We start from the raw sequence: 23,041 nt of genomic DNA on the forward strand, positions 1-23,041 counted from the left end.
GGCACGGCACGACGGCGCACGCCCCCGCGACGGCGCACGCCCCGACGGCGCCGCACGCCCCCGCGACGGCGCACGCCCCGGCGGCGACCTCACGCCGCGGGAGCTGACCGTCCTCGGCCTGCTCGGCGACGCCCTGACCGCCGCGGTCATCGCGCGGCGCCTCGGCATCTCGGTGCACACCGTGCAGAAGCACATCCAGAGCGTGTACCGCAAACTCGGCACCCGGGACCGGGTGGCCACCGTGCTGCTGGCCCAGACCCACGGACTGATCCCTCCGGCGGCGGGAGGGCCCGGACCGCGGCGCCGCTAGCCTGCGGTCATGTTCACGACGCGCCCCACCCTCCAGGGCACCTTCGGCATGGTGTCGTCCACGCACTGGCTCGCCTCGCAGTCCGCGATGGCCGTCCTCGAGAGCGGCGGCAACGCCTACGACGCCGCCGTCGCCGCGGGCTTCGTCCTGCACGTCGTGGAGCCGCACCTGAACGGGCCCGCGGGCGAGGTGCCGATCCTGCTCGCCCCCGCGGAGGGCCCGGTGCGCGTCCTGTGCGGGCAGGGCGTCGCCCCCGCCGGGGCCACCGTCGCGCACTACCGGGACGGCCTCGGCCTCGCCCTGGTGCCCGGCACCGGCCCGCTGGCCGCCGCCGTGCCCGGGGCCTTCGACGCCTGGATGCTGCTCCTGCGGGACCACGGCACCCTGCGCCCGGCCGACGTCCTGAAGTACGCCATCGGGTACGCCGAGGACGGCCACGCGCCCGTGGAGCGCGTCGGCGCGACCGTCGCGGCGGTGCGGGAGCTGTTCGAGACGGAGTGGACGTCGTCGGCGGAGGTGTACCTGCCGGGCGGCGCGCCGCCCGCCCCGGGCGAGCTGTTCCGCAACCCCCGCCTGGCCGCCACCTGGCGGCGCCTGCTCGCCGAGGCCGAGGCGGCGGGCGGCGCCGACCGGGTCGCGCAGATCGAGGCCGCCCGCGCGGTGTGGCGCTCCGGTTTCGTCGCCGAGGCCCTGGTGCGCCAGGCCGCCCGCCCCACCCTGGACACCAGCGGGGAGCGCCACACGGGCACCCTCACGGCCGCCGACCTCGCCGGCTGGTCGGCGACGTACGAGGACCCGGTGACGTACGACTGGCGCGGCTGGACGCTGTGCAAGGCGGGGCCCTGGAGCCAGGGCCCCGTGCTCCTCCAGCAGCTCGCCCTGCTGCCGGACACCCTGCCTCCGTACGGCTCCGCGGCGTACGTGCACCTCCTCGTCGAGGGCTGCAAGCTCGCCATGGCCGACCGGGAGGCCTGGTACGGCGACGCCGCCGACGTGCCCCTGGAGGAGCTGCTCTCGGCCGCGTACAACGCCGAGCGGCGGGCCCTCGTCGGGGCCGAGGCCTCCTACGAGCTGCGGCCGGGCCGTCCGGGCGGGCGGGAGCCGCGGCTGGCCGCCCGCGCGCGGGAGGTGGCCTCGGGCGCCTCCGCGTACGACGCGCAGGGCATCCTGGCGGGCACCGGCGCCGCCGCGGGCGCCGGTGAGCCGACCGTCGCCCGGAACGGCGCCACCCAGGGCGACACCTGCCACCTGGACGTCGTCGACCGCTGGGGCAACATGGTCGCCGCCACGCCGTCCGGCGGCTGGCTCCAGGCCAACCCCGTCGTACCCGAGCTCGGCTTCCCCCTCGGTACGCGCCTGCAGATGGCCTGGCTGGAGGAGGGGCTGCCGAACACCCTCACCCCGGGCCGCCGCCCGCGCACCACGCTGACACCGTCCCTCGCGCTCCGCGACGGCGTGCCGGTGCTCGCCTTCGGCACGCCGGGCGGCGACCAGCAGGACCAGTGGCAGCTCCACTTCTTCCTGGCCGCCGCGCTCCGCGACCCGGTCCGCGGCGGGCTCGACCTCCAGGGCGCCGTCGACGCCCCGAACTGGCACAACGACGCGTTCCCCGGCTCGTTCTACCCGCGCGGCATGCGGCCCGGCAGCGTCACCCTGGAGTCCCGCGCGGACCCGGCGGTCGTCGCGGAGCTGCGCGCACGCGGACACGACGTGACCGTGGGGGAGCCCTGGTCGGAGGGCAGGCTCTGCGCGGTGGCCCGCGACCCGCGCACCGGAGTGCTCTCGGCGGCGGCGAATCCCCGGGGGATGCAGGGGTACGCGGTGGGGCGCTGAGGTGCTCGGGCCGCGGGGCGGCCGGAGGCTTCGGGAGCGCCGGGCGGATCGGGGGGATTTCATCCGGATTCCACCCGTTGTTCACCCCTCCCGCACGGGATGTCAGTGCCGCGTGCTCTCATGGAGGCATGATCGAAACGCAAGAAGTCAAGGAAAGCATCGACGACTTTCTCGCCCGCCAGGCCGCCGACGTGGAGCGCGTCATCCGTGAGGCCGCCGCCGCGGAGATCACGCCGCGGTTCCGGCAGCTCGCCGACGGCGACGTCGTCCAGAAGAGCGGCCCGCACGACCTGGTGACCGTCGCCGACCGCCTGGCGGAGGAGCACCTCACCCGCGAGCTCACCGCGCTGCTCCCCGGCTCCGTCGTCGTCGGCGAGGAGGCGGTGCACGCCGACCCGGCGGTGTACGACGCGATAGCCGAGGGCGCCCCGGTGTGGATCGTCGATCCCGTCGACGGGACACGCCAGTTCGTGCACGGCGACCCCGGCTTCTGCACCCTGGTCGCGCTCGCCCTGGACGGCGTGGTGCTCGCCTCGTGGACGTACGCCCCCGCGCTCGACACCTTCGCGGCGGCCGTCCGCGGCAGGGGAGCGACGCTGAACGGCACGCGGCTGGAGCGCGCGGGCGCCCCCGGGCCCGGCCGCCCGCTCACCGTCGCCACCTCCCACCCGGACTTCACCACCGACGACCAGAAGCGCTCGCTGCTCGGCCTGTACGCCGACGGCTTCGCCGCCCGGCCGTGCGGCTCGGCGGGCCTGGAGTACCTGGCGGTGGCCCGCGGCGAGCTGGACGCCGTGGCGTTCACCTGGGAGCTGGCCTGGGACCACGCGGCGGGCCTGCTCCTGGTGGAGGAGGCGGGCGGCGCCCACCTCACGCGCGAGGGCGTGCCCTTCGCCCTCACCGGGGGCAACGCCCTGCCCTTCACCGCGGCGCGGGACGAGGACACGGCCCGCCGGGTCGCCCGGGCGCTGGCCGAAGGGGCCTGAGCCACGGGACCGCCCGCCCAGGGCGCCCGCGGCCCCGGCGCTGCCGGTGCCCCGGCATATCCTGTGCGGCACTGGCCACCGGCTGACGAAGGAGTCCGAAGGTGTCGTCGATGCTCGATGCCGTCGTCGTGGGGGCGGGACCGAACGGTCTGACCGCCGCCGTCGAGCTGGCCCGCCGCGGTTTCTCGGTGGCCCTCTTCGAGGCCAAGGGCACGGTCGGCGGCGGTGCCCGCACCGAGGAGCTGACCCTGCCCGGCTTCCGGCACGACCCCTGCTCGGCCGCGCACCCCCTCGGCGTCAACTCCCCGGCGTTCCGCGCCCTGCCCCTGGAGCGGTACGGCCTCCAGTGGCTGCACGCCCCGCTGCCCATGGCCCACCCCTTCCCCGACGGCACCGCCGCCGTGCTCGCCCGCTCCGTGGCTCAGACCGCGGCCTCCTTCGGCCCGCGCGACGCGGGCACCTACCGCCGGCTCGTCCAGCCCTTCCTGCCCCACTGGGACACGCTGGTGCGCGACTTCATGGCGCTGCCCTCGACCGCGCTGCCGCGCGACCCGGTGCTGCTGGCCCGCTTCGGGCTCCGGGGGCTGCCGCCGTCCACGTGGCTGACGCGGCGGTTCCGCGACGACCGGGCCCGCGCGCTGTTCGCCGGTCTCGTCGCCCACGTCATCGCGCCCCTGAACGGCTTCGCGACGAGCGCCGTCGGCCTCGTCTTCGCGCTCGCCGCCCACGCGCGCGGCTGGCCCGTCGCGCGCGGCGGCTCCCAGGCCATCTCCGACGCCCTCGCGGCGTACCTCAAGGACCTCGGCGGCGGCGTCCACACCGACTACGAGGTCAAGCGCCTGGACGACCTGCCGCCCGCCCGCGCCTACGTCTTCGACACCTCGCCCGCCGCCCTCGCCCGCATCGCGGGACTCGGCCACTCCTACGACGCGTACCGGTACGGCGCCGCCGTCTTCAAGGTCGACTACGCCCTGGACGGGCCCGTGCCCTGGACCGCCGAGGCGCCCCGCCGGGCCGGCACCGTCCAGGTGGGCCCCGGCAGCCGGGACATCGGCACCGCGCTGCACGCCGTCGCGCGCGCGGGCCGCGCCCCGGACGTGCCCTTCCTCATCACGGTCCAGCCCAGCCTCGTCGACCCCACCCGCGCCCCCGAGGGCAAGCACGTCTTCTGGGCGTACGGCCACGTCCCCAACGGCTGGCGGGGCGACCTGACGGACGCCGTCGAGCGGCAACTGGAGCGGTTCGCGCCCGGCTTCCGCGACCGCGTCCTCGCCCGGGCCACCGCGGGCCCGCCCCAGCTCGCCGCGCGCAACGCCAACTACGTCGGCGGCGACATCGCCTGCGGTGCCGCCGCCGGGCTGCAACTGCTGCTGCGGCCGCGGCTCACCGCGTTCCCGTACCACACCCGGCACCCGGCCGTGTTCCTCTGCTCCTCCGCGACCCCGCCGGGGCCCGGGGTGCACGGCATGTCCGGGCACAACGCCGCCAAGGCCGTCTGGCGGCGGCTGCGGCGGGAAGGGGGGAGACGGTGACCGCCCGCGTCACCCTCGTCCAGGGCGACATCACCGCCCAGCGCGCCGACGTCCTCGTGAACGCGGCCAACTCCTCGCTGCTCGGCGGGGGCGGCGTCGACGGCGCCATCCACCGCCGGGGCGGCCCCGAAATCCTCGACGCCTGCCGCCGCCTGCGCGCCGGGCACTACGGCAAGGGGCTGCCCACCGGCCAGGCGGTGGCCACCACCGCCGGGCGGCTGGCCGCCGCGCACGTCGTCCACACCGTCGGACCCGTCTGGTCCGCCACCGAGGACCGCTCCGCGCTCCTCGCCTCCTGCTACCGCGAATCCCTGCGCGTCGCCGCCGGACTCGGCGCCCGTACGGTCGCGTTCCCGGCCATCTCGACGGGGGTGTACCGCTGGCCCGTGGAGGACGCGGCGCGCATCGCGGTCCGCGCGGTCCGGGAGGCCTCGGCGGCGCTCCCGGCGGTGGCGGAGGTGCGCTTCGTGCTCTTCGACGACGTGGCGCACCAGGCGTTCGAGCGGGCCCTGGCAGCCGAAGGCTGATGTCGGATTCCCGCCAGCCCGGGGCCCGCCGATCCCGGATGCTTGTGCCATGCCCGCCATGACGCCCGCACCCTCCGAGCCGACTCCGCCCGCCGCGCCGCCCACGGTCCCCGCGGCGGCCACCGCCCTGGTGCCGTCCCCGGCGCCCGAGCCGACCACCGCTCCGGGGGAGCCGGGGCCGGAGCCCCGGGCGGCCGGGAGCAGCGGGGCCCGCCGCACGCCGCGCCCGGCCCCGGGGACGGCCGCGCCCTTGGGGACGGCCGCGCCCGCAGGGATGCACGGCGACTTCGAGCGCTGCGTGCGCGCCGTGCAGTCCAAGGACGACCGGTTCGACGGCTGGTTCTTCACCGCCGTGCTGACCACGCGCATCTACTGCCGCCCGAGCTGCCCGGTCCTCCCGCCCAAGCCGCAGAACATGACGTTCTACCCGAGCGCCGCCGCCTGCCAGCAGGCCGGGTTCCGCGCCTGCAAGCGGTGCCGCCCCGACAGCAGCCCCGGCTCGCCCGAGTGGAACCAGCGCGCCGACCTGGTCGCCCGCGCCATGCGCCTCATCGGCGACGGCGTCGTCGACCGCGAGGGCGTGCCCGGACTCGCCGCCCGCCTCGGCTACAGCACCCGGCAGGTCGAGCGCCAGTTGCTCGCCGAGCTCGGCGCCGGGCCGCTCGCGCTCGCCCGCGCCCAGCGCGCCCAGACCGCGCGGCTCCTCATCGAGACGACCGCCCTGCCCATGGCGGAGATCGCCTTCGCCGCGGGCTTCTCCTCCATCCGCACGTTCAACGACACGGTCCGCGAGGTCTTCGCGCTCGCGCCGGGGGAGCTGCGCGCCCGCGCCGCCCGCCGGGGCCGGGGCGCACCGGCCCCCGCCGCCAACGGCACCCTCTCGCTGCGGCTGCCGTTCCGGGCACCGCTCAACCCCGACAACCTCTTCGGCCACCTCGTCGCCACCGCCGTACCGGGGGTGGAGGAGTGGCGTGACGGCTCATATCGCCGCACCCTGCGGCTGCCCTACGGCCACGGCATCGTGGCGCTCACCCCGCACCCCGACCACATCGGCTGCCGCCTCACCCTCACCGACCCGCGCGACCTGACCCTCGCCATCAGCCGCTGCCGCAGGCTCCTCGACCTGGACGCCGACCCGGTCGCCGTGGACGGCCAGCTCCGCGCCGACCCGCTGCTCGCGCCGCTCGTCGACAAGGCGCCGGGGCGGCGCGTGCCGCGCACCGTGGACGAGGCCGAGTTCGCCGTCCGGGCGGTGCTCGGTCAGCAGGTCTCCACGGCCGCCGCGCGCACCCACGCCGCGCGCCTGGTCACCGCGTACGGCGAGCCGGTCGACGACCCCGAGGGCGGCCTCACTCACCTGTTCCCGGCGCCCGAGGCGCTCGCGGCGCTCGACCCGGAGGCCCTCGCGCTCCCGCGCAGCCGCCGCACCACCCTGACCACCCTCGTGCGCCACCTCGCCGACGGCACGCTCCGGCTCGGCGTCGAGAACGACTGGGAACGGGCCCGCGCCCAGCTCGCCGCGCTGCCCGGCTTCGGGCCGTGGACGACGGAGGTCATCGCGATGCGCGCGCTCGGCGACCCGGACGCCTTCCTCCCCTCCGACCTCGGCATCCGGCGCGCCGCCCAGGCGCTCGGCCTGCCGCACACGCCCGCCGCGCTCACCGCCCGCGCCGCGGCCTGGCGCCCGTGGCGCGCGTACGCCGTGCAGTACCTGTGGGCGACGGACGACCACCCGATCAACCGCATCCCCGGCTGACCGGGTGCCCGGCTGCCCGGGCCACGGACGGGGCCCGAGGCCCGGCACCCGCTGCCCCGCCCCGTACGCCGCACCCGCTGCCCGCCCCCGTACGCCGCAGCCGGTACGCCGCCCCGTACGCTGCCGACCCCGACCCCGACCCCGACCCCGACCCCGACCCCGGCCCCTCGACCCGGACGCGACCGGCCCCGTACACCATCGACCGGAACGACCGGCCCGTACACCCGCACCCGCACACGACGACCGATCAAGGACCAAGGACCCCAGGGACCCTGATGCACCGCACCCACACCGTCATCGACAGCCCTTACGAGCCGCTCACGCTCGTCGCCACCGACGGCACCCTCAGCGGTGTCTACATGACCGGGCAGCGGCACCGCCCCGCCGAGGAGACCTTCGGGGACCGGGACCCGGAGGGCTTCGCCGAGGCGATCGAGCAGCTCGACGCGTACTTCGCGGGCGATCTCAAGGAGTTCGACCTGCCGCTGCGCCTGGACGGCACGCCCTTCCAGCGCTCCGTCTGGCAGCAGCTCCTGAGCATCCCCTACGGGCACACCCGTACGTACGGTGAGCTGGCGGCGGCCCTGGGCAAGCCCGCCGCCTCGCGTGCGGTCGGCCTCGCCAACGGCAAGAACCCCATCAGCGTCATCGTGCCGTGCCACCGCGTCATCGGCACGGGCGGCGGCCTGACCGGCTACGGCGGCGGCGTCGACCGCAAGCGGCGGCTGCTGGAGTTCGAGAGCGGCGCCGCGCTGTTCTGACCGGTTCGGCGGCCCACGTGGACGGCGTCGGCGTGGGCCGGGTCGTCGCGGTGGCCCGTGAGGTTCACGACCGTCGTACGGCTCATGGTGTCGTGCCGTCTTCCACCCGCGGTGCCGGGAAACCGTCCTCCAGCTCCACGGCGCCGCCGCCCCCGTCGAGCACGCCGAGCGCGGCGGTCACCCGGCGGGTGAGCGACGCCGACAGGTACGACGGCAGCTCCGCGCGCTCCACCAGGCGCCACGACAGCAGCTCCTCCTCCTGGAGCCGGATTTCCGCGAACCGCTCGTCGGGCAGCACCCCGCCGTCGTAGAGGAACGACACCAGCGGCGGCCGCTCGTCCGTGCCCGGCACCCAGTCGACCACCAGCAGCCCGCCGGGCCCGATGTCCAGGCCGACCTCCTCGGCGGTCTCGCGGCGCGCGCCCTGCCGCGGCGACTCGCCGTCGGCGGACTCGACGCCTCCGCCCGGAAGGGTCCACGTGTCGCGGTAGTTGGGCTCGACGATCAGGACCCGTCCCGAGGTGTCCCTGATGAGGGCGGCGGCTCCGGCGAGCACGCGGGGCAGGCTCGCGATCCAGGCGGCGTAGTCGAGTGTCGTCACGGAGGGAAGGGTAGCCCCGGCGGCCCGCCCGGGCCGGGAGCGTCCGGTGCGCGCGGAGGGTGCGCACGGGCCCGCACGGCGCACACCGGTCAGCCGTCCGCCCCGGTGGCCGCCTCGCCCGGCACCTCGTCCGACGCGGCGGCGGACGTACCGGCGGACGTACCGGCGGACGGCGCGGCCGAGGGGTCGGTGGAGGGCTCGGCGGAGGCATCGGCTGCCACCACCCCGCCGGACATACCGGCCAATTCAGTCGTCCAGGCGGCCAACTCGCTGATCCTGGCCCCGTCGTAGCCGAACACCGCGCTCCGGACCGTGTCCTCCAGCGGGTCGCGCCACCGCGCGGGGATGCCCGCGGCCCCGCACCGCACGCCCGCGAACGACCCGGCCGTCGCGCCGTTCGAGTCCGTGTCCAGGCCGCCGCGCACCGTCAGCGCGAGGGTGCGGGTGAAGTCCCCGTCGCCGTACAGGAGCCCGGCGGTGAGCACCGCGACGTTCGGCACCGCGTGGATCCAGCCGAGCCCGGCCGTCTCCCGCTCCACGGCGTCGAGCGTCTCCTCCCAGCTCAGCCGCGCCTCGTGCAGGGCCGCCACGCGGCGCACCGCCCGCGCCACGCGACAGCCCGCCGGGATCACGCCGAGCGCCCGGTCCACGGCCTCGCGCGGGGTGGCGGCGGTGAACGCGGCCGCGATCAGGGCCGCCGCCCACATCGCCGCGTACACGCCGTTGCCGGTGTGCGAGAGCACGGCGTCGCGGCGGGCCAGCGCCGCGGCCCGGCGCGGGGCGCCGGGACAGGTCCAGCCGAAGACGTCGGCGCGGATCAGCGCGCCGATCCACTCCTGGTACGGGTTGTCGTACGTCGCCGTCAGCGGCGGCCTGAGGCCGTTCACCAGGTTGCGGTACGCGGCGCGCTCCGCCGTGAACGTCTGCCGGTACGGAAGCCGGTGCAGCCACGCCTCGCCCACCTGCTCCGTGGTGAAGCGGAAGCCATGCGTCCGCAGCAGGTCCAGGCCGAGGACGGTGTAGTCCACGTCGTCGTCGCGGCAGCTCCCGTGGATCCGCCCGCGCACGCAGGAGCGCCACTCGGGCCGCAGCTCGAAGCCGGTGGCGTCGGGCGGGGGAGGGGGCAGGTAGTCGGTGAGCGGCAGCGCGTCGGTCAGCCGCAGGTAGCGGTCGATGCGGTCGCGGGTCCAGTGGTCGCCCCGCTCCACGGGCTTGCCGAGCATGTTGCCCGCGACCCGGCCGAGCCACCCCCCGAGCACGCGGTCCGCGAGCGCCGTCCCCTGTGCCGTCTGCGTCATGGGTCCGGTCTACCCGCGACGGGGCCGGAGGTACGCGCTCCGCGGCCCGGTGGGCGCGGCTCCGGTGCCCCTGGGCAGCGGGCCCCTCCTGCGGTTATGGTCGCTGCGGCGCGACTGCCTTGCCGCGAGCAAGGCCGGAAGCAAGGGATGTGCAAGGTGGCGGACGCAGTGACGTCAGCTCATGAGGGGGGCCGCGAGGCGGAGCACGGCGGGGGCCGTGGCGGCCGCGGACACGTACTGATCGCCGCGGACAAGTTCAAGGGGTCGCTCACGGCCGTGGCGGTCGCCGAGCGCGTGACGGCGGGCCTGCGCGGGGTCGTGCCGGACCTGCCGGTGCGGGCGCTGCCCGTGGCGGACGGCGGCGACGGCACGGTCGACGCGGCCGTGGCGGCCGGGTTCGAGCGCCGCGAGGTACGGGTCACGGGACCGCTCGGCACCGAGGTCGTGGCGGCGTACGCGCTGCGCGAGGGCACCGCGGTCGTGGAGATGGCGGAGGCCTCGGGGCTGCAACGCCTGCCCGACGGGGTGTTCGCGCCGCTCACCGCGACCACGTACGGCACCGGTGAGCTGATCCGCGCCGCCCTGGACGCGGGCGCGCGCACCCTCGTCTTCGGCGTGGGCGGCAGCGCCACCACGGACGGCGGCGCGGGGATGCTGGCCGCGCTCGGCGCGCGGTTCCTGGACGCGGCCGGTCAGCCCGTGGCGCCCGGCGGCGGCCCGCTGCGGGACCTGGCGTCGGCGGACCTTTCGGGGCTCGACGCGCGCCTCGCCGAGGCCGAGATCGTCCTGGCCAGCGACGTCGACAACCCACTGACCGGCCCCAAGGGCGCACCGGCGGTGTACGGCCCGCAGAAGGGCGCCTCGCCCGAGGACGTGGCGGCGCTGGACGCCGCGCTCGCCCACTACGCCCAGGTACTGGCCGGGACCGCGGGACCGCGCGCCCTGGAGTACGCCGAGGCGCCGGGGGCCGGGGCCGCGGGCGGCATCGGCTACGGCGCCCTCGTCGGCCTCGGCGCGTCCTTCCGGCCCGGGATCGAGGTCATGCTGGACGTCCTCGGCTTCGGGCCCGCGCTGGCCGGGGCGCAGCTCGTCATCACCGGCGAGGGCTCGCTGGACGAGCAGACCCTGCACGGCAAGGCGCCCGCCGGGGTGGCCGCGGCGGCCCGCGCGGCCGGCGTCGAGGTCATCGCCGTCTGCGGCCGCCTGGCGCTGCCCCCGTCCGCCCTCGGCACGGCGGGCATCCGCCGCGCGTACGCCCTGACGGACATCGAGCCGGACCCGGCCCGCTGCATCGCCGAGGCGGGCCCGCTCCTGGAACGACTGGCCGGGAACATCGCGCGGGACTACGTGACCTGACGACGTCCGCTGGGAGCCGCGCCTGCCTGCCCGCCAGTTCGCGGCGCGGCGTCAAGTGCTGACGAGGCGGCAGCGGTCCGGCGGCGCGGGCACGATCCCGTGCGGCCGGGCCGCAGCTCACGGCGGCGTACTCGGCGGCGTCCTCAGCCCGCTCAGTCGGCTCAGTCGGTGTCCGTCGCGGCCAGCACCGCAAGCCGTCGGCGCCCCGGGGAGACCGCGAGCAGGCCGATGTCCCAGGCCACGCGCTCGAACCAGGAGGTTTCGGCGTCGAAGTCGTACCAGGCGCACTCCCGTACGCGGGCCTCGACCTCCTCGGCGGGGCCGGTCTCCGCGGCGCCGGAGAGGCCGGCCAGGGATCGCCACGCGGCCAGACGGCCGTAGGCGCCCCGGACTCCGTGGTTGTACGCGCCACCCGTGGACGCGGCGGCGAACAGCACCCGCCACGCCTGGTCCGGCGGGCAGGCCGCGACCGTGACAGCGGTCTTCTTCCCCGCGCCGCACAGGCACTCGAGCCCGAGCGAGGGCAGCGCGCCCGGTACCGCCTCGGCCCCCAGGGGAGCCGCCAGGCCGAAGACGCGTGCCTCGACGCGTCCGTTGGACCCCTCGACCCAGTTCGCCACCGCCGCGCCGATGCGGTCGGCGGCGGCCGGGGTCGTCGTGTCCGCGGCAGAGGGCGCGTGCGCCGCCGCGGCGGCCCGCACCCGGCGGGTGCGTGAGGGACCGTAGGGCATCGCGTGACTGCCGCCGCGCGCGCTGTAGCCCGGCAGGTCCGGCTCCCCCTCCACGCCCGACAGCGTCAGCGGGAGCTCGCCCAGCGGATGGTGCTTCCAGTGCGGCGACGTCGCCCACCCCGCGATCCCCGGGGCCCGCGTGACGTCGACGCCCCGGAGCACCAGCTCATGGACCAGGCAGGCGCGCAGCTCCTCCGGGGCCTTGCCGGTGAACACCACCGACAGGTCCTCCGCCGACTGGCAGGAGGCCAGCAGGGAGGCCACGTACCGGGACCGCTCGCGGACAGCGGCCGCGGTGGCCCCGGCCGGGGAGATCAGGCGCAACGCCTGGGCGACGTTCCCGGGCCCGGGGGTGACTGCCAGCGACCTGAGCAGATGGTCGAAGAGGCTCTCGTACTGCCAAATCCACCCGTCGCCGGAGCGGTGAGCCGCGGTGAGCGCGAGGCTGAGGTCCGCGAGGAACACGTTGTCCCCCTGAGCGAGGCACCGGTCGGCGGTCCGCCACACGCCGGTGACGTCCTCCAACTCCGGCAGTTCCGCCACGATCTTCTGTATGCGATCGGTCACGCAGGGAGCGTACGCACCCTGGGCCCCACGCACCGAGCGCATTTCCCGGGACGCCGACGGGCCACACACCGAACGCCCAACCCAGTGCGACCGGCAGCTTCTCGTAGGTGAGCCATGGTGACGCGAAGCCGGCCCGGACTGCGGAGCGCGGGTTCACCGGCCGATCGGTCTCGCGCCGGTCGCGGCCAGGGACAGGTCCCAGAGCCGGGCCGCCGCGTCGGGGGCGACGGCGTACGCGCGGACGCCGCCGTCGTCCATGGGGGAGCCGGGGGCGGAGACGCGGGCGACGTCGCAGTCCTCCAGGTAGAGGCCGCCCCGGCCGTCGAGGAGCGGGGACGTGGCGGCCCACAGGCCGGTGGCGGCCCCCTGGGAGGGACTTTTGAAACCGTCGCCGACGACCTTGCCGCGCTCGTCCACCCAGCCGCGGTCGATCTGCTCCTGGAGTGTCATCCCCCGCTGCAGCCCGGTGATGATCTTCCCGGGGTGCAGGGCGAACGCCCGGACCCCGTCGCCGCGCCCGAGGGCGTCGAGGTGCACGGCGAACAGGGCGTTGGCCGTCTTGGCCTGGCCATAGGCCAGCCACTTGTCGTACCCGGTACGGAAGTGCGGGTCGTGCCAGCGGATGTCGGTGAGGGTGTGCCCGGCGGAGCTGTTGACGACGACGCGCGCGGCGTCCGCGGCGGCCAGGAGCGGGTACAGCTCGCAGGCGAGGGCGAAGTGCCCGAGGTGGTTCGCGGTGAACTGGCTCTCCCACCCGGGTCCGACCCGCCGCTCCGGGGTGGCCATGACCCCGGCGACAGCCATGAGGAGGTCGAGCCGGTCGAGGCGGGTGCCGAGGTACGCGGAGGCCGCGCGGACGCTGTCGATGTCGGTCAGGTCCATGGCGATGACCTCGCAGCTCCGCACCTCCCGCAGAGCGGCACGGGCGACGTCGGGGCGGCGCGCGGGAACGACGACCCGGGCCCCGGCGGCCGCCAGGGCCCGGGTGGTCTCCAGGCCGAGCCCGGAGTAGCCCCCGGTCACCACGGCCGTCCTGCCGGAGAGATCGAGGCCGGAGACGACGTCCTCGGCGGTGGCGGAAGCGGAGAAGGGCGAGCCGAGCGGCTGCTGATCAGTGAGGGACATGCCGACGACGCTACGATCTGGAGCGAGGTCTAGATCAAGTCCGGGAGCGAGCGGCATGACGACCACCGAGGCTGCCGCGCAGTCACTGAGCATCGGCGAGGTGGCCGAGCGCACCGGTCTGAGCGTGCACACCCTGCGCTTCTACGAGCGCGAGGGCCTGCTCGTCGGTCCGGTGCGACGCACCTCGGGCGGGCGGCGGCGCTACACCGCCGCCGACGTCGAGTGGCTCCTGATCTGCGTCAAGCTCCGCGAGTCCGGCATGCCGCTCGCCGACCTCAAGCACTTCGCCGCGCTGGTACGCGGCGGCCCGGGCAACGAGGCGGAACGCCTGCGCCTGCTCGACGCCCACCGACAGCGCGTCGACGCACAGATCCAGGCCCTGGAGGAGTGCCGCTCCCTCATCACCTGGAAGGTCGGCGTCTACGCCGAACACCTGGCCCGCGGCGAGGCGGACGGCCTCTGGGACCCGACGGCCTGAGGCAGGCGAGGACGACCGCGTCGCGTGCGCCGGCTGTGCCGGCGAGGTACGCCGAGCCCCGGCCCGGCGACCGCCAAAGACACGGAGCCGAGCCCGCGCCCTCCCTACGCTGAGGTGATGACCACCTGGTACGTCCTCGTCGAAGAGGACACGCGGGAGACCAAGTACGCCGAGGGTGCGGAACTGCGGCTGCACCGGTGGAGGCTGGCGGCCACGCGGAGTGTCGGGCCGGACGAGGAGCAGGCCGCCGCGGTGGCCGAGCAGCTCGCTCGCGCGTACACGCCGCCCGTGATCGCCCGGCACACCAGGCCGGGCGACGAGCCCGCCCGGAAGGCCTTCCTCACGCGGGACGGCGCGTGGGTGGTGGCGATCCGGCAGCGGCGCCGTGAGTGCCACATACGGGTGACCACCGCCCGGCTCGTGCACACGCAGGAGGAGAAGGAGGGGCCGCCCTTGAGCTGGAGGGAGAAGTTCCGGGAGGCCTTCTGAGCCGCGGGCACCGGACGCCGGACGCCCCGACGCTCGGACGGCGTACGCCGGATGCGGCGTGTGCCGTCGGCCATGGGCACCAGGTGCCCGCCCCGGCCCGACCCGAACGCCCCCGCGGAGCGCATGAGCACGGGGTGGCGGGGCAAGCGGCAGACACACCTCATCCCCAGGGAGCCCCCCATGATAGTTGTCGGCATCATCGCCGTCTGCGTCGTTCTGGCCCTCCTTGCCTTCCTCGTCCCCCGGCTGTCCAGGCACCCCGAACGCGGCACCCAGCGCACCCTGGGAGTCGGTTCCCGCGCCGGTGGCAAGGCCCCCGGCATCCTGGGCCGCATCTTCAGCAAGCCCTTCCGCAGCAGCTCCAAGGCGGTGAGCCACAGCGGCTCCGCCGGCCGCCGCGCCCGGGGCCGCCTGCCGTTCTGAACCATGGACCACCACACGCCGTGGGGAAGACAGCAGCGAGCGCCGTGCACTGGTGTGCACGGCGCTCGCTGGTGCCGTTCGTTCACTTCGGTGTGCCGGTACGGACCGGCGTTACGGAAGCTGTGCCGCCCGGGCCTCGCGGCGGTTGTCGCGGAAGTTGTTCACCCGGCGGGCCGTGGCGAAGAGCGGGATCACGGCGCCCAGGACGAGCTGGAGGGCGCACCCCGTCTGGAGCAGGAGCTGTCCGCCCGGCGCGTCGAAGGCCCACGCCGCGAGCAGCCCCATCGCGGAGACGATCCACGCCAGCATGGCGACGGCGAGCAGCCCGCGCGGCTTCGGGTACTCCACGCGGCTCACCATGAGCCACGCCGTACCGATGATCGCGAGGAGCGTGGCCTCGAAGGGCAGCTCCAGGAGCACGATGGAGACCACCGTCAGCGCCCCGAAGGGCGAGGGCATCCCCTGGAACACCCCGTCACGCAGCGTGACGCAGGAGAATCTGGCGAGCCGGAGCACCACCGCCAGGAGGACCACGATCGCGCCCACCGCCGCGACCCGCTGGTGCGCGTCGTCGGCGACCATGCCGTAGACGAGCACGAAGTACGCGGGCGCGAGCCCGAAGCTGATCAGGTCCGAGAGGTTGTCCAGCTCGGCGCCCATCGGCGACGAGCGCAGCTTGCGCGCGACGAGGCCGTCGAAGAGGTCGAAGACCGCCGCGCACAGCATGAGGATCACCGCCGTGGCCGCGCTGTGCCGGGCCATGCCGGACTGGTCACTGCCCGTGAGGTGCGGGATGAGGATGCCGGTGGTGGTGAAGTACACCGCCATGAACCCGCAGGTGGCGTTGCCGAGCGTGAGGGTGTCCGCTATCGAGAGACGCAGCGAGAGCGGCATCTCCTCGTCGGCGTCGTCCACCACGGTGTCGACGGCCTCGGGCACCCAGCCCGCCTGTGCCTCGGGATCAGTCACGGTCAATGCGAGTCACCCCAGCCACGGTCTTCTGGCCGACCTCGACATCCACCTCGACGCCCTCGGGCAGGTACAGGTCGACGCGCGAGCCGAAGCGGATCAGGCCGATCCGCTCGCCCTGCTCGACCTTCGTGCCCTGCGGCAGGTACGGCACGATGCGCCGGGCGACCGCGCCCGCGATCTGGATCATCTCGATGTCGCCGAGCTCCGTGTCGAAGTGCCAGACGACGCGCTCGTTGTTCTCGCTCTCCTTGTTGAACGCCGGGACGAAACCGCCCGGGATGTGCTCGACGGACGTCACCGTGCCGGCCAGCGGCGCGCGGTTGACGTGGACGTTCAGGGGGCTCATGAAGATGGCGACGCGAGTACGCCCGTCCTTCCAGGGCATGATGCTCTGGACGACACCGTCGGCCGGGGAGATCACCCTGCCCCGGGTGATCTCGCGCTCGGGGTCGCGGAAGAACCACAGCATGCCCGCAGCGAGAGCGGTGGTCGGTACGGCGAGGGCGGCGGCACCCTTGGACCGGCGCGCGCGGGCCAGGCTGAGTGCCGCGGTGGCGACGGTCGGCAGGAGCCACGGCGATGCTCCGCGCGCGAGGCGTACGCCGGCCAGGCTGTCGCGAGGTGCAGAGGTTTGGCTGTGGGGCATGGATGACCTTCGTAGCGGATGATGCCGCACTGCATACGGGGGGACGGCGGCTTTCCCGGGATCGTATCGGTTGCGAGCCACAACTGGGCAAGCCAGGAAGCCGAGTCGGCCGCCGCTGCGTGCTGACAGGGTGTGATCTTCTTCTCGATGGGATCTCGAAGAAACCACCCCAAGCCGGACATTCAGCCCTGGAATCGATACTCTTCGAGGAGTCGTCGGCCAATGATCATTTTCTGGATCTCGGCGGTACCTTCACCGATCAGCAGCATCGGTGCCTCGCGGTAGAGACGCTCGATCTCGTACTCCTTCGAGAAGCCGTAGCCACCGTGGATCCTGAACGCGTCCTCCACGACTTCCTTGCAGTACTCGGACGCCAGGTACTTCGCCATCCCGGCTTCCAGGTCGTTTCGCTCCCCGGAGTCCTTTTTGCGTGCCGCGTTCACCATCATGGCATGGGCGGCCTCGACCTTGGTAGCCATCTCGGCGAGCTTGAACTGAATCGCCTGGTGCTGGGCGATGGGCTTGCCGAAAGTGTGCCGTTGCTGGGCATACGCGACCCCCAGCTCGAAGGCACGCTGAGCGACGCCGCAGCCACGCGCCGCCACGTTCACGCGGCCGACCTCGACGCCGTCCATCATTTGGTAAAACCCTCGGCCGGTGGCCCCGCCGAGCACGCGATTGGCCGGAATCCGCAGGCCATCCATGATCAGCTCGGTGGTGTCGACCCCCTTGTACCCCATCTTGTCGATCTTCCCGGGGATGGTGAGGCCGGGGCGGACCTCGCCGAAGCCCGGCTCCTTCTCCACCAGGAAGGTGGTCATCGACTTGTGCGGGGCGGCGGCCGCCTCCTCGGCGGAGTGTCCTTCGTCACTTCTGACGAGGACGGCCACCAGCGTTGACGTACCGCCGTTGGTCAGCCACATCTTCTGGCCGTTCAGGACGTACTCGTCGCCGTCCTTGACCGCCTTCGACGTGATCGCCGCCACGTCCGAGCCGAGCCCCGGCTCCGACATCGAGAACGCGCCCCGCACCTCGCCGAGCGCCATCCGCGGCAGGAAGTACTCCCGCTGCTCCTGCGTGCCGTGCTGCTTGAGCATGTACGCCACGATGAAGTGGGTGTTGATGATGCCGGACACCGACATCCAGCCGCGCGCTATCTCCTCCACGCACAGCGCGTACGTCAGGAGCGACTCGCCCAGACCGCCGTACTCCTCGGGGATCATCAGGCCGAACAGGCCCAAGTCCTTGAGCCCGTCCACGATCCGCTGCGGGTACTCGTCCCGGTGCTCCAGCTCCGTCGCCACCGGAATGATCTCTTTGTCGACGAAGTCACGGACGGTGGCCAGGATTTCCCGCTGCACGTCGGTGAGGCCGTGGGTCTGGGCGAGTCGGCTCATGGCTGCTTCTCCTGCTGCTCGAGTTCCGGGCGGCCGGGCTGCTCGCCGCCGCGCGCCTTGATGTACGTCTCGGTGGGCACCATCACCTTGCGGCGGAACACGCACACCAGGGTGCCGTCCTGCTTGTAGCCCTTGGTCTCCACGTGGACGATCCCGCGGTCGTCCTTGGACTTCGAGGGCGTCTTGCCGAGGACCGTCGTCTCGCCGTAGATCGTGTCCCCGTGGAAGGTCGGCGCCACGTGCCGCAGCGACTCGATCTCCAGGTTCGCGATCGCCTTGCCGGACACGTCCGGGACGGACATGCCGAGCAGCAGCGAGTAGACGTAGTTGCCCACGACGACGTTCTTGCCGAAGTCCGTCGTGTTCTCGGCGTAGTTGCTGTCCAGGTGCAGCGGGTGGTGGTTCATGGTCAGCAGGCAGAACAGGTGGTCGTCGTACTCGGTGACCGTCTTGCCGGGCCAGTGCTTGTACACGGCGCCGACCTCGAACTCCTCGTAGGTGCGTCCGAACTGCATGGCGTCAGGCCTCCGGGGCTTCGAAGGTGGAGGTGCGCCGCATGCCCGCCGCGCGGCCCTTGCCCGCGATGACCAGCGCCATCTTCCGGCTCGCCTCGTCGATCATCTCGTCGCCGAGCATCGCCGAGCCCTTCTTGCCGCCCGCCTCGGACGTGTAGTACGCGTACGCGTCCAGGATCAGCTCGGCGTGGTCGTAGTCCTCCTGGGAGGGCGAGAACACCTCGTTGGCGGCCTCCACCTGCCCGGGGTGCAGCACCCACTTGCCGTCGAAGCCGAGCGCGGCGGCGCGCTGCGCCACCTCGCGGTAGCCGTCGACGTTCTTGATCTGGAGGAAGGGGCCGTCGATCGCCTGGAGGTCGTGCGTACGGGCGGCCATCAGGATGCGCATCAAGATGTAGTGGTACGCGTCCGCCGGGTAGCCGGGCGGCTGCATCCCCACGACGAGTGACTTCATGTTGATCGACGCCATGAAGTCGGCCGGGCCGAAGATGATCGTCTCAAGACGTGACGAGGCGCCCGCGATCTCGTCCACGTTGACCAGGCCCTTGGCGTTCTCGATCTGCGCCTCGATGCCGATGCGGCCGACCTCGAACCCCATGGTCTTCTCGATCTGCGTGAGCAGCAGGTCGAGGGCGACCACCTGCTGGGCGTCCTGCACCTTGGGCAGCATGATGCAGTCCAGGTTCGGGCCCGCGCCCTCGACGACGGTCACGACGTCGCGGTACGTCCACTGCGTCGTCCAGTCGTTGACGCGCACGACCCGGGTCTTGCCGGTCCAGTCGCCCTCGTTGAGGAACTTGACGATGGTGTGCCGCGCCTCCGGCTTGGCGAGCGGCGCGCACGCGTCCTCCAGGTCGAGGAAGACCTGGTCGGCGGGGAGGCCCTGGGCCTTCTCCAGGAAGCGGGGGTTGGAGCCGGGGACCGCGAGGCACGAGCGGCGCGGGCGGAGCCGGTCCACAGCCGGGGGCTGCTGGGTCATGCGGGGACCTCCAGGGGGTCGAGGTGGTTCGCTGTGCGGATCTCGTCGACGATACGGCCGATGATCTCCGTGATGCCGAAGTCCTTGGGGGTGAACACGGCGGCCACACCCGCCGCCTTCAGGTCCTCGGCGTCGCTGCTGGGAATGATGCCGCCGGCGATGACGGGGATGTCGTTCGCCCCGGCGGAGCGCAGCCTGGTCAGGACGTCCGGCACGAGCTGCGCGTGCGAGCCGGAGAGGATCGACAGGCCCACCGCGTGCACGTCCTCCGCGAGCGCGGCGTCCACGATCTGCTCCGGGGTGAGCCGGATGCCCTGGTAGACGACCTCGAACCCGGCGTCCCTGGCGCGCACGGCGATCTGCTCGGCGCCGTTGGAGTGCCCGTCGAGGCCCGGCTTGCCGACCAGGAAGCGGAGCTTGCCGGTGCCGAGGTCTGCGGCCGTCTTCTCGACCTTGTCGCGGACCAGGGCGAGCGGCGTGCCCGCCTCGGCGGTGACGGCCACCGGGGCCCCGGAGACGCCCGTGGGCGCCCGGAACTCGCCGAAGACCTCCCGCAGTGCCCCCGCCCACTCCCCGGTCGTCACACCGGCGCGGGCGCACTCCAGGGTGGCCTCCATGAGGTTGCCGGTGCCGGCGGCGACCTCCTTGAGCCGGTCGAGGGTCTGCTGGACGGTCGGGAAGTGGAACGGGTCGCCGCCGCCCTGCCGGTCGGAGGACTCCTGGCGCGTGGTGCGCCACTCGCGCACCGCCGCCACCACGCGCGCCTCGACCGCCGGGTCGACCGTCATGATCGCCGTGTCCAGGTCGGCGGTGAGTGGGCTGGGCTCCGTCGCCTCGAAGACGTTCACGCCCACGATCTTCTCCTCGCCGGCCTCGATCCGCGCGCGCCGCTCCGCGTGCGAGGACACGAGCTGCGACTTGAGGTACCCGGACTCCACGGCGGCCATCGCGCCGCCCATCTGCTCGATGCGGTCCATCTCCGCCTCGGCCGCCTCGACGAGCGCGTCCACCTTGGCCTCGACGACGTGCGAGCCCGCGAAGATGTCCTCGTACTCCAGCAGGTCCGACTCGTGGGCGAGCACCTGCTGGATGCGCAGCGACCACTGCTGGTCCCAGGGCCGGGGCAGGCCGAGGGCCTCGTTCCAGGCCGGGAGCTGCACGGCACGCGCGCGGGCGTCCTTGGACAGGGTGACGGCGAGCATCTCCAGGACGATGCGCTGGACGTTGTTCTCCGGCTGGGCCTCGGTCAGGCCGAGCGAGTTGACCTGCACGCCGTAGCGGAAGCGGCGCTGCTTGGGGTTCGTGACGCCGTAGCGCTCGCGCGTGACCCGGTCCCAGATGCGGCCGAACGCGCGCATCTTGCACATCTCCTCGATGAACCGGACGCCCGCGTTCACGAAGAACGAGATGCGCGCCACCACGTCACCGAACGTCTCCTCGGGCACCTGCCCGGAGGCGCGCACGGCGTCGAGCACCGCGATCGCCGTGCTCATGGCGTACGCGATCTCCTGCACCGGCGTGGCCCCGGCCTCCTGCAGGTGGTAGCTGCAGATGTTGATCGGGTTCCACTTCGGGATGTGCGCCACGGTGTACGTGATCATGTCGGTGGTCAGCCGCAGGCTCGGCCCGGGCGGGAACACGTGGGTGCCGCGGGACAGGTACTCCTTGACGATGTCGTTCTGGGTCGTGCCCTGGAGCTTGGTGATGTCGGCGCCCTGCTCCTCGGCGACGACCTGGTACAGGGCGAGCAGCCACATGGCCGTCGCGTTGATCGTCATGGAGGTGTTCATCTGCTCCAGGGGGATGTCCTGGAAGAGGCGCCGCATGTCCCCCAGGTGACAGACGGGGACCCCGACCCGGCCCACCTCCCCGCGCGCGAGGATGTGGTCCGGGTCGTAGCCGGTCTGCGTCGGCAGGTCGAAGGCGACCGAGAGGCCCGTCTGGCCCTTGGCCAGGTTGCGCCGGTAGAGCTCGTTCGACGCCTCGGCCGTGGAGTGACCGGCGTAGGTGCGCATCAGCCACGGCCGGTCCTTCTGACGTTCCGTCATGTACGTAACCTCGGAGTCCTTGTGTTCTCGGGGGGTCTCGGGGTTCTCGGCGTTCTCGGGGGCCTCGAGGGCGGGCGCGCCCTCACACGTTCCGGAAGCGGTTGATGGCGTCGATGTGCTTCGCGCGGGTCTCCGGGTCGCGCACGCCGAGCCCTTCGGAGGGTGCGAGCGCGAGGACGCCGACCTTCCCCTGGTGCAGGTTGCGGTGCACGTCGTAGGCGGCCTGGCCGGTGTCCTCCAGGGAGTACACCTTCGACAGCGTCGGGTGGATCTTGCCCTTGGCGATGAGCCGGTTGGCCTCCCAGGCCTCGCGGTAGTTGGCGAAGTGGGAGCCGATGATGCGCTTCAGGGACATCCACAGGTACCGGTTGTCGTACTCGTGCAGATAGCCCGAGGTGGAGGCGCAGGTGGTGATGGTGCCGCCCTTGCGGGTGACGTACACGGACGCGCCGAAGGTCTCGCGGCCCGGGTGCTCGAAGACGATGTCGATGTCCTCGCCGCCGGTGAGCTCGCGGATGCGCTTGCCGAAGCGCTTCCACTCCTTGGGGTCCTGGGTGCGCTCGTCCTTCCAGAACGCGTAGCCCTCGGCGTTGCGGTCGATGATCGCCTCGGCGCCCATGGCGCGGCAGATGTCGGCCTTCTGCGGGCTGCTCACCACGCAGACGGGGTTGGCGCCGCCCGCCAGCGCGAACTGCGTGGCGTACGACCCGAGTCCGCCGCTCGCGCCCCAGATCAGGACGTTGTCGCCCTGCTTCATGCCGGCGCCGTTGCGGGAGACGAGCTGCCGGTAGGCGGTGGAGTTGACCAGGCCGGGCGCGGCGGCCTCCTCCCAGCTCAGGTGGTCCGGCTTGGGCATGAGCTGGTTGGACTTGACCAGGGCGATCTCGGCGAGGCCGCCGAAGTTGGTCTCGAAGCCCCAGATGCGCTGCTCCGGGTCGAGCATGGTGTCGTTGTGCCCGTCGCTGGACTCCAGCTCCACGGACAGGCAGTGCGCGACGACCTCGTCGCCGGGCTTCCAGGCGTTGACGCCGGGGCCGGTGCGCAGCACCACGCCGGCCAGGTCGGAGCCGATGACGTGGTACGGCAGGTCGTGGCGCTTCGTCAGCTCGCTGAGCTTGCCGTACCGCTCCAGGAAGCCGAAGGTCGACAGCGGTTCGAAGATCGACGTCCACACGGAGTTGTAGTTCACGCTCGACGCCATCACGGCCACCAGGGCCTCGCCCGGGCCGAGTTCGGGCACCGGCACCTCGTCCAGGTGCAGGGACTTGCGCGGGTCCTTGTCGCGCGTGGCGAGCCCCGCGAACATCTCCGTCTCGTCCTTGTGCACGGTCACCGCGCGGTAGGACTCGGGCAGCGGCAGCGCGGCGAAGTCGGCGGCCGTGGTGTCCGGGGACTGGATCGCGTCCAGGATTTCCTGCATGGGTTGCCTCCGGCGAAGGGCGCCCCTGGCGGAGCGCTCTGAGGGGTACGTCGGGGTGGTGCTGGAAGGGTTCGCGTACGCGTCGGGGAGTACGGGAAGAGGTGCCGTCGGTTCGGCGGAGGTGGTGCTGTGGCGGCGCCGTGGTGGGGCGCGGGAGGTGCCTGTGACGCAGGCGTCCGGGCGCGCTCGCCGAGGCTTGCGGGGACAGCCGGCGCTCGGGTGGTGTCCGTGCGCCGGCCGCCCGGACAACATCAACGTATGACACCGCGTGCCAGTCGGCAAGACACTCAG

Annotated in this window: 22 protein-coding genes; 11 read left to right on the plus strand and 11 right to left on the minus strand. The window is 73.6% G+C overall.

The genetic code is table 11. From position 1 onward, the window contains the following. From IE330_RS20160 to IE330_RS20190, 7 genes are all read left to right on the plus strand, one after another. The coding region (locus IE330_RS20160) for a response regulator transcription factor (protein ID WP_190137465.1) at positions 1 to 310 on the plus strand (310 nt) is incomplete at its 5' end. A 9-nt stretch (positions 311 to 319) separates the two neighbouring features. Further along, positions 320 to 2,143, plus strand: coding sequence for a gamma-glutamyltransferase family protein (locus tag IE330_RS20165; protein ID WP_190137466.1), 1,824 nt, complete (start codon positions 320 to 322; stop codon positions 2,141 to 2,143). 128 nt (positions 2,144 to 2,271) lie between these two features. Further along, on the plus strand, positions 2,272 to 3,129 hold the full coding sequence (locus tag IE330_RS20170; RefSeq protein ID WP_190137467.1) for an inositol monophosphatase family protein: 858 nt from the start codon (positions 2,272 to 2,274) through the stop codon (positions 3,127 to 3,129). A gap of 101 nt (positions 3,130 to 3,230) precedes the next feature. Continuing rightward, positions 3,231 to 4,661 (plus strand): phytoene desaturase family protein, encoded by a 1,431-nt coding sequence (locus IE330_RS20175; protein ID WP_190137468.1) that lies wholly within the window; start codon positions 3,231 to 3,233, stop codon positions 4,659 to 4,661. Further along, positions 4,658 to 5,188, plus strand: a complete 531-nt coding sequence (locus tag IE330_RS20180) for an O-acetyl-ADP-ribose deacetylase (protein ID WP_190137469.1) — start codon at positions 4,658 to 4,660, stop codon at positions 5,186 to 5,188. The genes IE330_RS20175 and IE330_RS20180 overlap by 4 nt, the downstream gene beginning before the upstream one ends. Before the next feature lie 274 nt (positions 5,189 to 5,462). Next, positions 5,463 to 6,944, plus strand: coding sequence for an AlkA N-terminal domain-containing protein (locus IE330_RS20185; RefSeq protein WP_190137499.1), 1,482 nt, complete (start codon positions 5,463 to 5,465; stop codon positions 6,942 to 6,944). Between the two features lie 275 nt (positions 6,945 to 7,219). Continuing rightward, positions 7,220 to 7,705: a methylated-DNA--[protein]-cysteine S-methyltransferase gene (locus tag IE330_RS20190; RefSeq protein WP_308439028.1), complete on the plus strand. Its 486-nt coding sequence runs from the start codon at positions 7,220 to 7,222 to the stop codon at positions 7,703 to 7,705. 82 nt (positions 7,706 to 7,787) lie between these two features. Here IE330_RS20190 and IE330_RS20195 read toward each other — a convergent pair whose 3' ends face one another. Both IE330_RS20195 and IE330_RS20200 read right to left on the minus strand, forming a co-directional pair. Next, positions 7,788 to 8,306, minus strand: a complete 519-nt coding sequence (locus IE330_RS20195) for an NUDIX domain-containing protein (RefSeq protein ID WP_190137470.1) — start codon at positions 8,304 to 8,306, stop codon at positions 7,788 to 7,790. An 89-nt stretch (positions 8,307 to 8,395) separates the two neighbouring features. Next, on the minus strand, positions 8,396 to 9,604 hold the full coding sequence (locus tag IE330_RS20200; RefSeq protein ID WP_190137471.1) for an ADP-ribosylglycohydrolase family protein: 1,209 nt from the start codon (positions 9,602 to 9,604) through the stop codon (positions 8,396 to 8,398). Between the two features lie 237 nt (positions 9,605 to 9,841). Between IE330_RS20200 and IE330_RS20205 the strand changes: the two genes are divergently transcribed. Next, a complete protein-coding gene (locus IE330_RS20205) occupies positions 9,842 to 10,960 on the plus strand; it encodes a glycerate kinase (protein ID WP_229925787.1) in 1,119 nt (372 codons plus the stop codon). A gap of 161 nt (positions 10,961 to 11,121) precedes the next feature. Here the strand turns inward: IE330_RS20205 and IE330_RS20210 are convergent, their stop codons facing one another. Further along, positions 11,122 to 12,258, minus strand: coding sequence for a DUF6183 family protein (locus tag IE330_RS20210; protein WP_190137473.1), 1,137 nt, complete (start codon positions 12,256 to 12,258; stop codon positions 11,122 to 11,124). 153 nt (positions 12,259 to 12,411) lie between these two features. Then, positions 12,412 to 13,383 carry an oxidoreductase gene (locus tag IE330_RS20215; protein WP_190137474.1) on the minus strand — a complete coding sequence of 324 codons (972 nt, stop codon included), beginning with the start codon at positions 13,381 to 13,383 and terminating at the stop codon, positions 12,412 to 12,414. 55 nt (positions 13,384 to 13,438) lie between these two features. Between IE330_RS20215 and IE330_RS20220 the strand changes: the two genes are divergently transcribed. The 3 genes from IE330_RS20220 to IE330_RS20230 all read left to right on the plus strand — a co-directional run bounded on the left by IE330_RS20220 (position 13,439) and on the right by IE330_RS20230 (position 14,773). Next, positions 13,439 to 13,861 carry a MerR family transcriptional regulator gene (locus IE330_RS20220; protein ID WP_190137475.1) on the plus strand — a complete coding sequence of 141 codons (423 nt, stop codon included), beginning with the start codon at positions 13,439 to 13,441 and terminating at the stop codon, positions 13,859 to 13,861. A gap of 117 nt (positions 13,862 to 13,978) precedes the next feature. Next, the gene (locus tag IE330_RS20225; protein WP_190137476.1) at positions 13,979 to 14,350 is read left to right on the plus strand and encodes a hypothetical protein; all 372 of its coding nucleotides are present in this window, start codon (positions 13,979 to 13,981) and stop codon (positions 14,348 to 14,350) included. 180 nt (positions 14,351 to 14,530) lie between these two features. Continuing rightward, complete coding sequence (locus tag IE330_RS20230) at positions 14,531 to 14,773, plus strand: DUF6411 family protein (protein WP_190137477.1); 243 nt, start codon at positions 14,531 to 14,533, stop codon at positions 14,771 to 14,773. A gap of 111 nt (positions 14,774 to 14,884) precedes the next feature. Here IE330_RS20230 and pssA read toward each other — a convergent pair whose 3' ends face one another. The 7 genes from pssA to ccrA form a co-directional block, all read right to left on the minus strand. Continuing rightward, positions 14,885 to 15,748, minus strand: a complete 864-nt coding sequence (gene pssA, locus IE330_RS20235; RefSeq protein ID WP_190137478.1) for a CDP-diacylglycerol--serine O-phosphatidyltransferase — start codon at positions 15,746 to 15,748, stop codon at positions 14,885 to 14,887. Further along, positions 15,735 to 16,391, minus strand: coding sequence for a phosphatidylserine decarboxylase (locus IE330_RS20240; protein ID WP_190137479.1), 657 nt, complete (start codon positions 16,389 to 16,391; stop codon positions 15,735 to 15,737). Before IE330_RS20240 ends, pssA begins: the two co-directional genes overlap by 14 nt. A 182-nt stretch (positions 16,392 to 16,573) precedes the next feature. Next, positions 16,574 to 17,788: an acyl-CoA dehydrogenase family protein gene (locus tag IE330_RS20245; RefSeq protein WP_190137480.1), complete on the minus strand. Its 1,215-nt coding sequence runs from the start codon at positions 17,786 to 17,788 to the stop codon at positions 16,574 to 16,576. Then, a complete protein-coding gene (locus IE330_RS20250; RefSeq protein WP_190137481.1) occupies positions 17,785 to 18,303 on the minus strand; it encodes a MaoC family dehydratase in 519 nt (172 codons plus the stop codon). Before IE330_RS20250 ends, IE330_RS20245 begins: the two co-directional genes overlap by 4 nt. A 4-nt stretch (positions 18,304 to 18,307) precedes the next feature. After that, positions 18,308 to 19,282 carry an HpcH/HpaI aldolase/citrate lyase family protein gene (locus IE330_RS20255; protein WP_190137482.1) on the minus strand — a complete coding sequence of 325 codons (975 nt, stop codon included), beginning with the start codon at positions 19,280 to 19,282 and terminating at the stop codon, positions 18,308 to 18,310. After that, positions 19,279 to 21,330, minus strand: coding sequence for an ethylmalonyl-CoA mutase (locus tag IE330_RS20260; RefSeq protein WP_190137483.1), 2,052 nt, complete (start codon positions 21,328 to 21,330; stop codon positions 19,279 to 19,281). The genes IE330_RS20255 and IE330_RS20260 overlap by 4 nt, the downstream gene beginning before the upstream one ends. An 82-nt stretch (positions 21,331 to 21,412) precedes the next feature. After that, positions 21,413 to 22,750 carry a crotonyl-CoA carboxylase/reductase gene (gene ccrA / locus IE330_RS20265; protein WP_190137484.1) on the minus strand — a complete coding sequence of 446 codons (1,338 nt, stop codon included), beginning with the start codon at positions 22,748 to 22,750 and terminating at the stop codon, positions 21,413 to 21,415. Positions 22,751 to 23,041: the final 291 nt, after the last annotated feature.

The sequence above is a fragment of the Streptomyces longispororuber genome (assembly GCF_014656095.1).
GTDB classification, from domain to species: Bacteria; Actinomycetota; Actinomycetes; order Streptomycetales; family Streptomycetaceae; genus Streptomyces; species Streptomyces longispororuber.

Bases quoted from the DNA above. Each gene is read 5' to 3' on its own strand.
- IE330_RS20190 (WP_308439028.1), top strand. From the start codon at position 7,220: ATGCACCGCACCCACACCGTCATCGACAGCCCTTACGAGCCGCTCACG.
- IE330_RS20225 (WP_190137476.1), top strand. From the start codon at position 13,979: ATGACCACCTGGTACGTCCTCGTCGAAGAGGACACGCGGGAGACCAAG.
- IE330_RS20245 (WP_190137480.1), bottom strand. From the start codon at position 17,788: ATGAGCCGACTCGCCCAGACCCACGGCCTCACCGACGTGCAGCGGGAA.
- IE330_RS20230 (WP_190137477.1), top strand. From the start codon at position 14,531: ATGATAGTTGTCGGCATCATCGCCGTCTGCGTCGTTCTGGCCCTCCTT.
- IE330_RS20220 (WP_190137475.1), top strand. From the start codon at position 13,439: ATGACGACCACCGAGGCTGCCGCGCAGTCACTGAGCATCGGCGAGGTG.
- IE330_RS20250 (WP_190137481.1), bottom strand. From the start codon at position 18,303: ATGCAGTTCGGACGCACCTACGAGGAGTTCGAGGTCGGCGCCGTGTAC.
- IE330_RS20260 (WP_190137483.1), bottom strand. From the start codon at position 21,330: ATGACGGAACGTCAGAAGGACCGGCCGTGGCTGATGCGCACCTACGCC.
- IE330_RS20185 (WP_190137499.1), top strand. From the start codon at position 5,463: ATGCACGGCGACTTCGAGCGCTGCGTGCGCGCCGTGCAGTCCAAGGAC.
- IE330_RS20240 (WP_190137479.1), bottom strand. From the start codon at position 16,391: ATGCCCCACAGCCAAACCTCTGCACCTCGCGACAGCCTGGCCGGCGTA.
- ccrA (WP_190137484.1), bottom strand. From the start codon at position 22,750: ATGCAGGAAATCCTGGACGCGATCCAGTCCCCGGACACCACGGCCGCC.
- IE330_RS20165 (WP_190137466.1), top strand. From the start codon at position 320: ATGTTCACGACGCGCCCCACCCTCCAGGGCACCTTCGGCATGGTGTCG.
- IE330_RS20170 (WP_190137467.1), top strand. From the start codon at position 2,272: ATGATCGAAACGCAAGAAGTCAAGGAAAGCATCGACGACTTTCTCGCC.
- IE330_RS20255 (WP_190137482.1), bottom strand. From the start codon at position 19,282: ATGACCCAGCAGCCCCCGGCTGTGGACCGGCTCCGCCCGCGCCGCTCG.
- IE330_RS20200 (WP_190137471.1), bottom strand. From the start codon at position 9,604: ATGACGCAGACGGCACAGGGGACGGCGCTCGCGGACCGCGTGCTCGGG.
- IE330_RS20215 (WP_190137474.1), bottom strand. From the start codon at position 13,383: ATGTCCCTCACTGATCAGCAGCCGCTCGGCTCGCCCTTCTCCGCTTCC.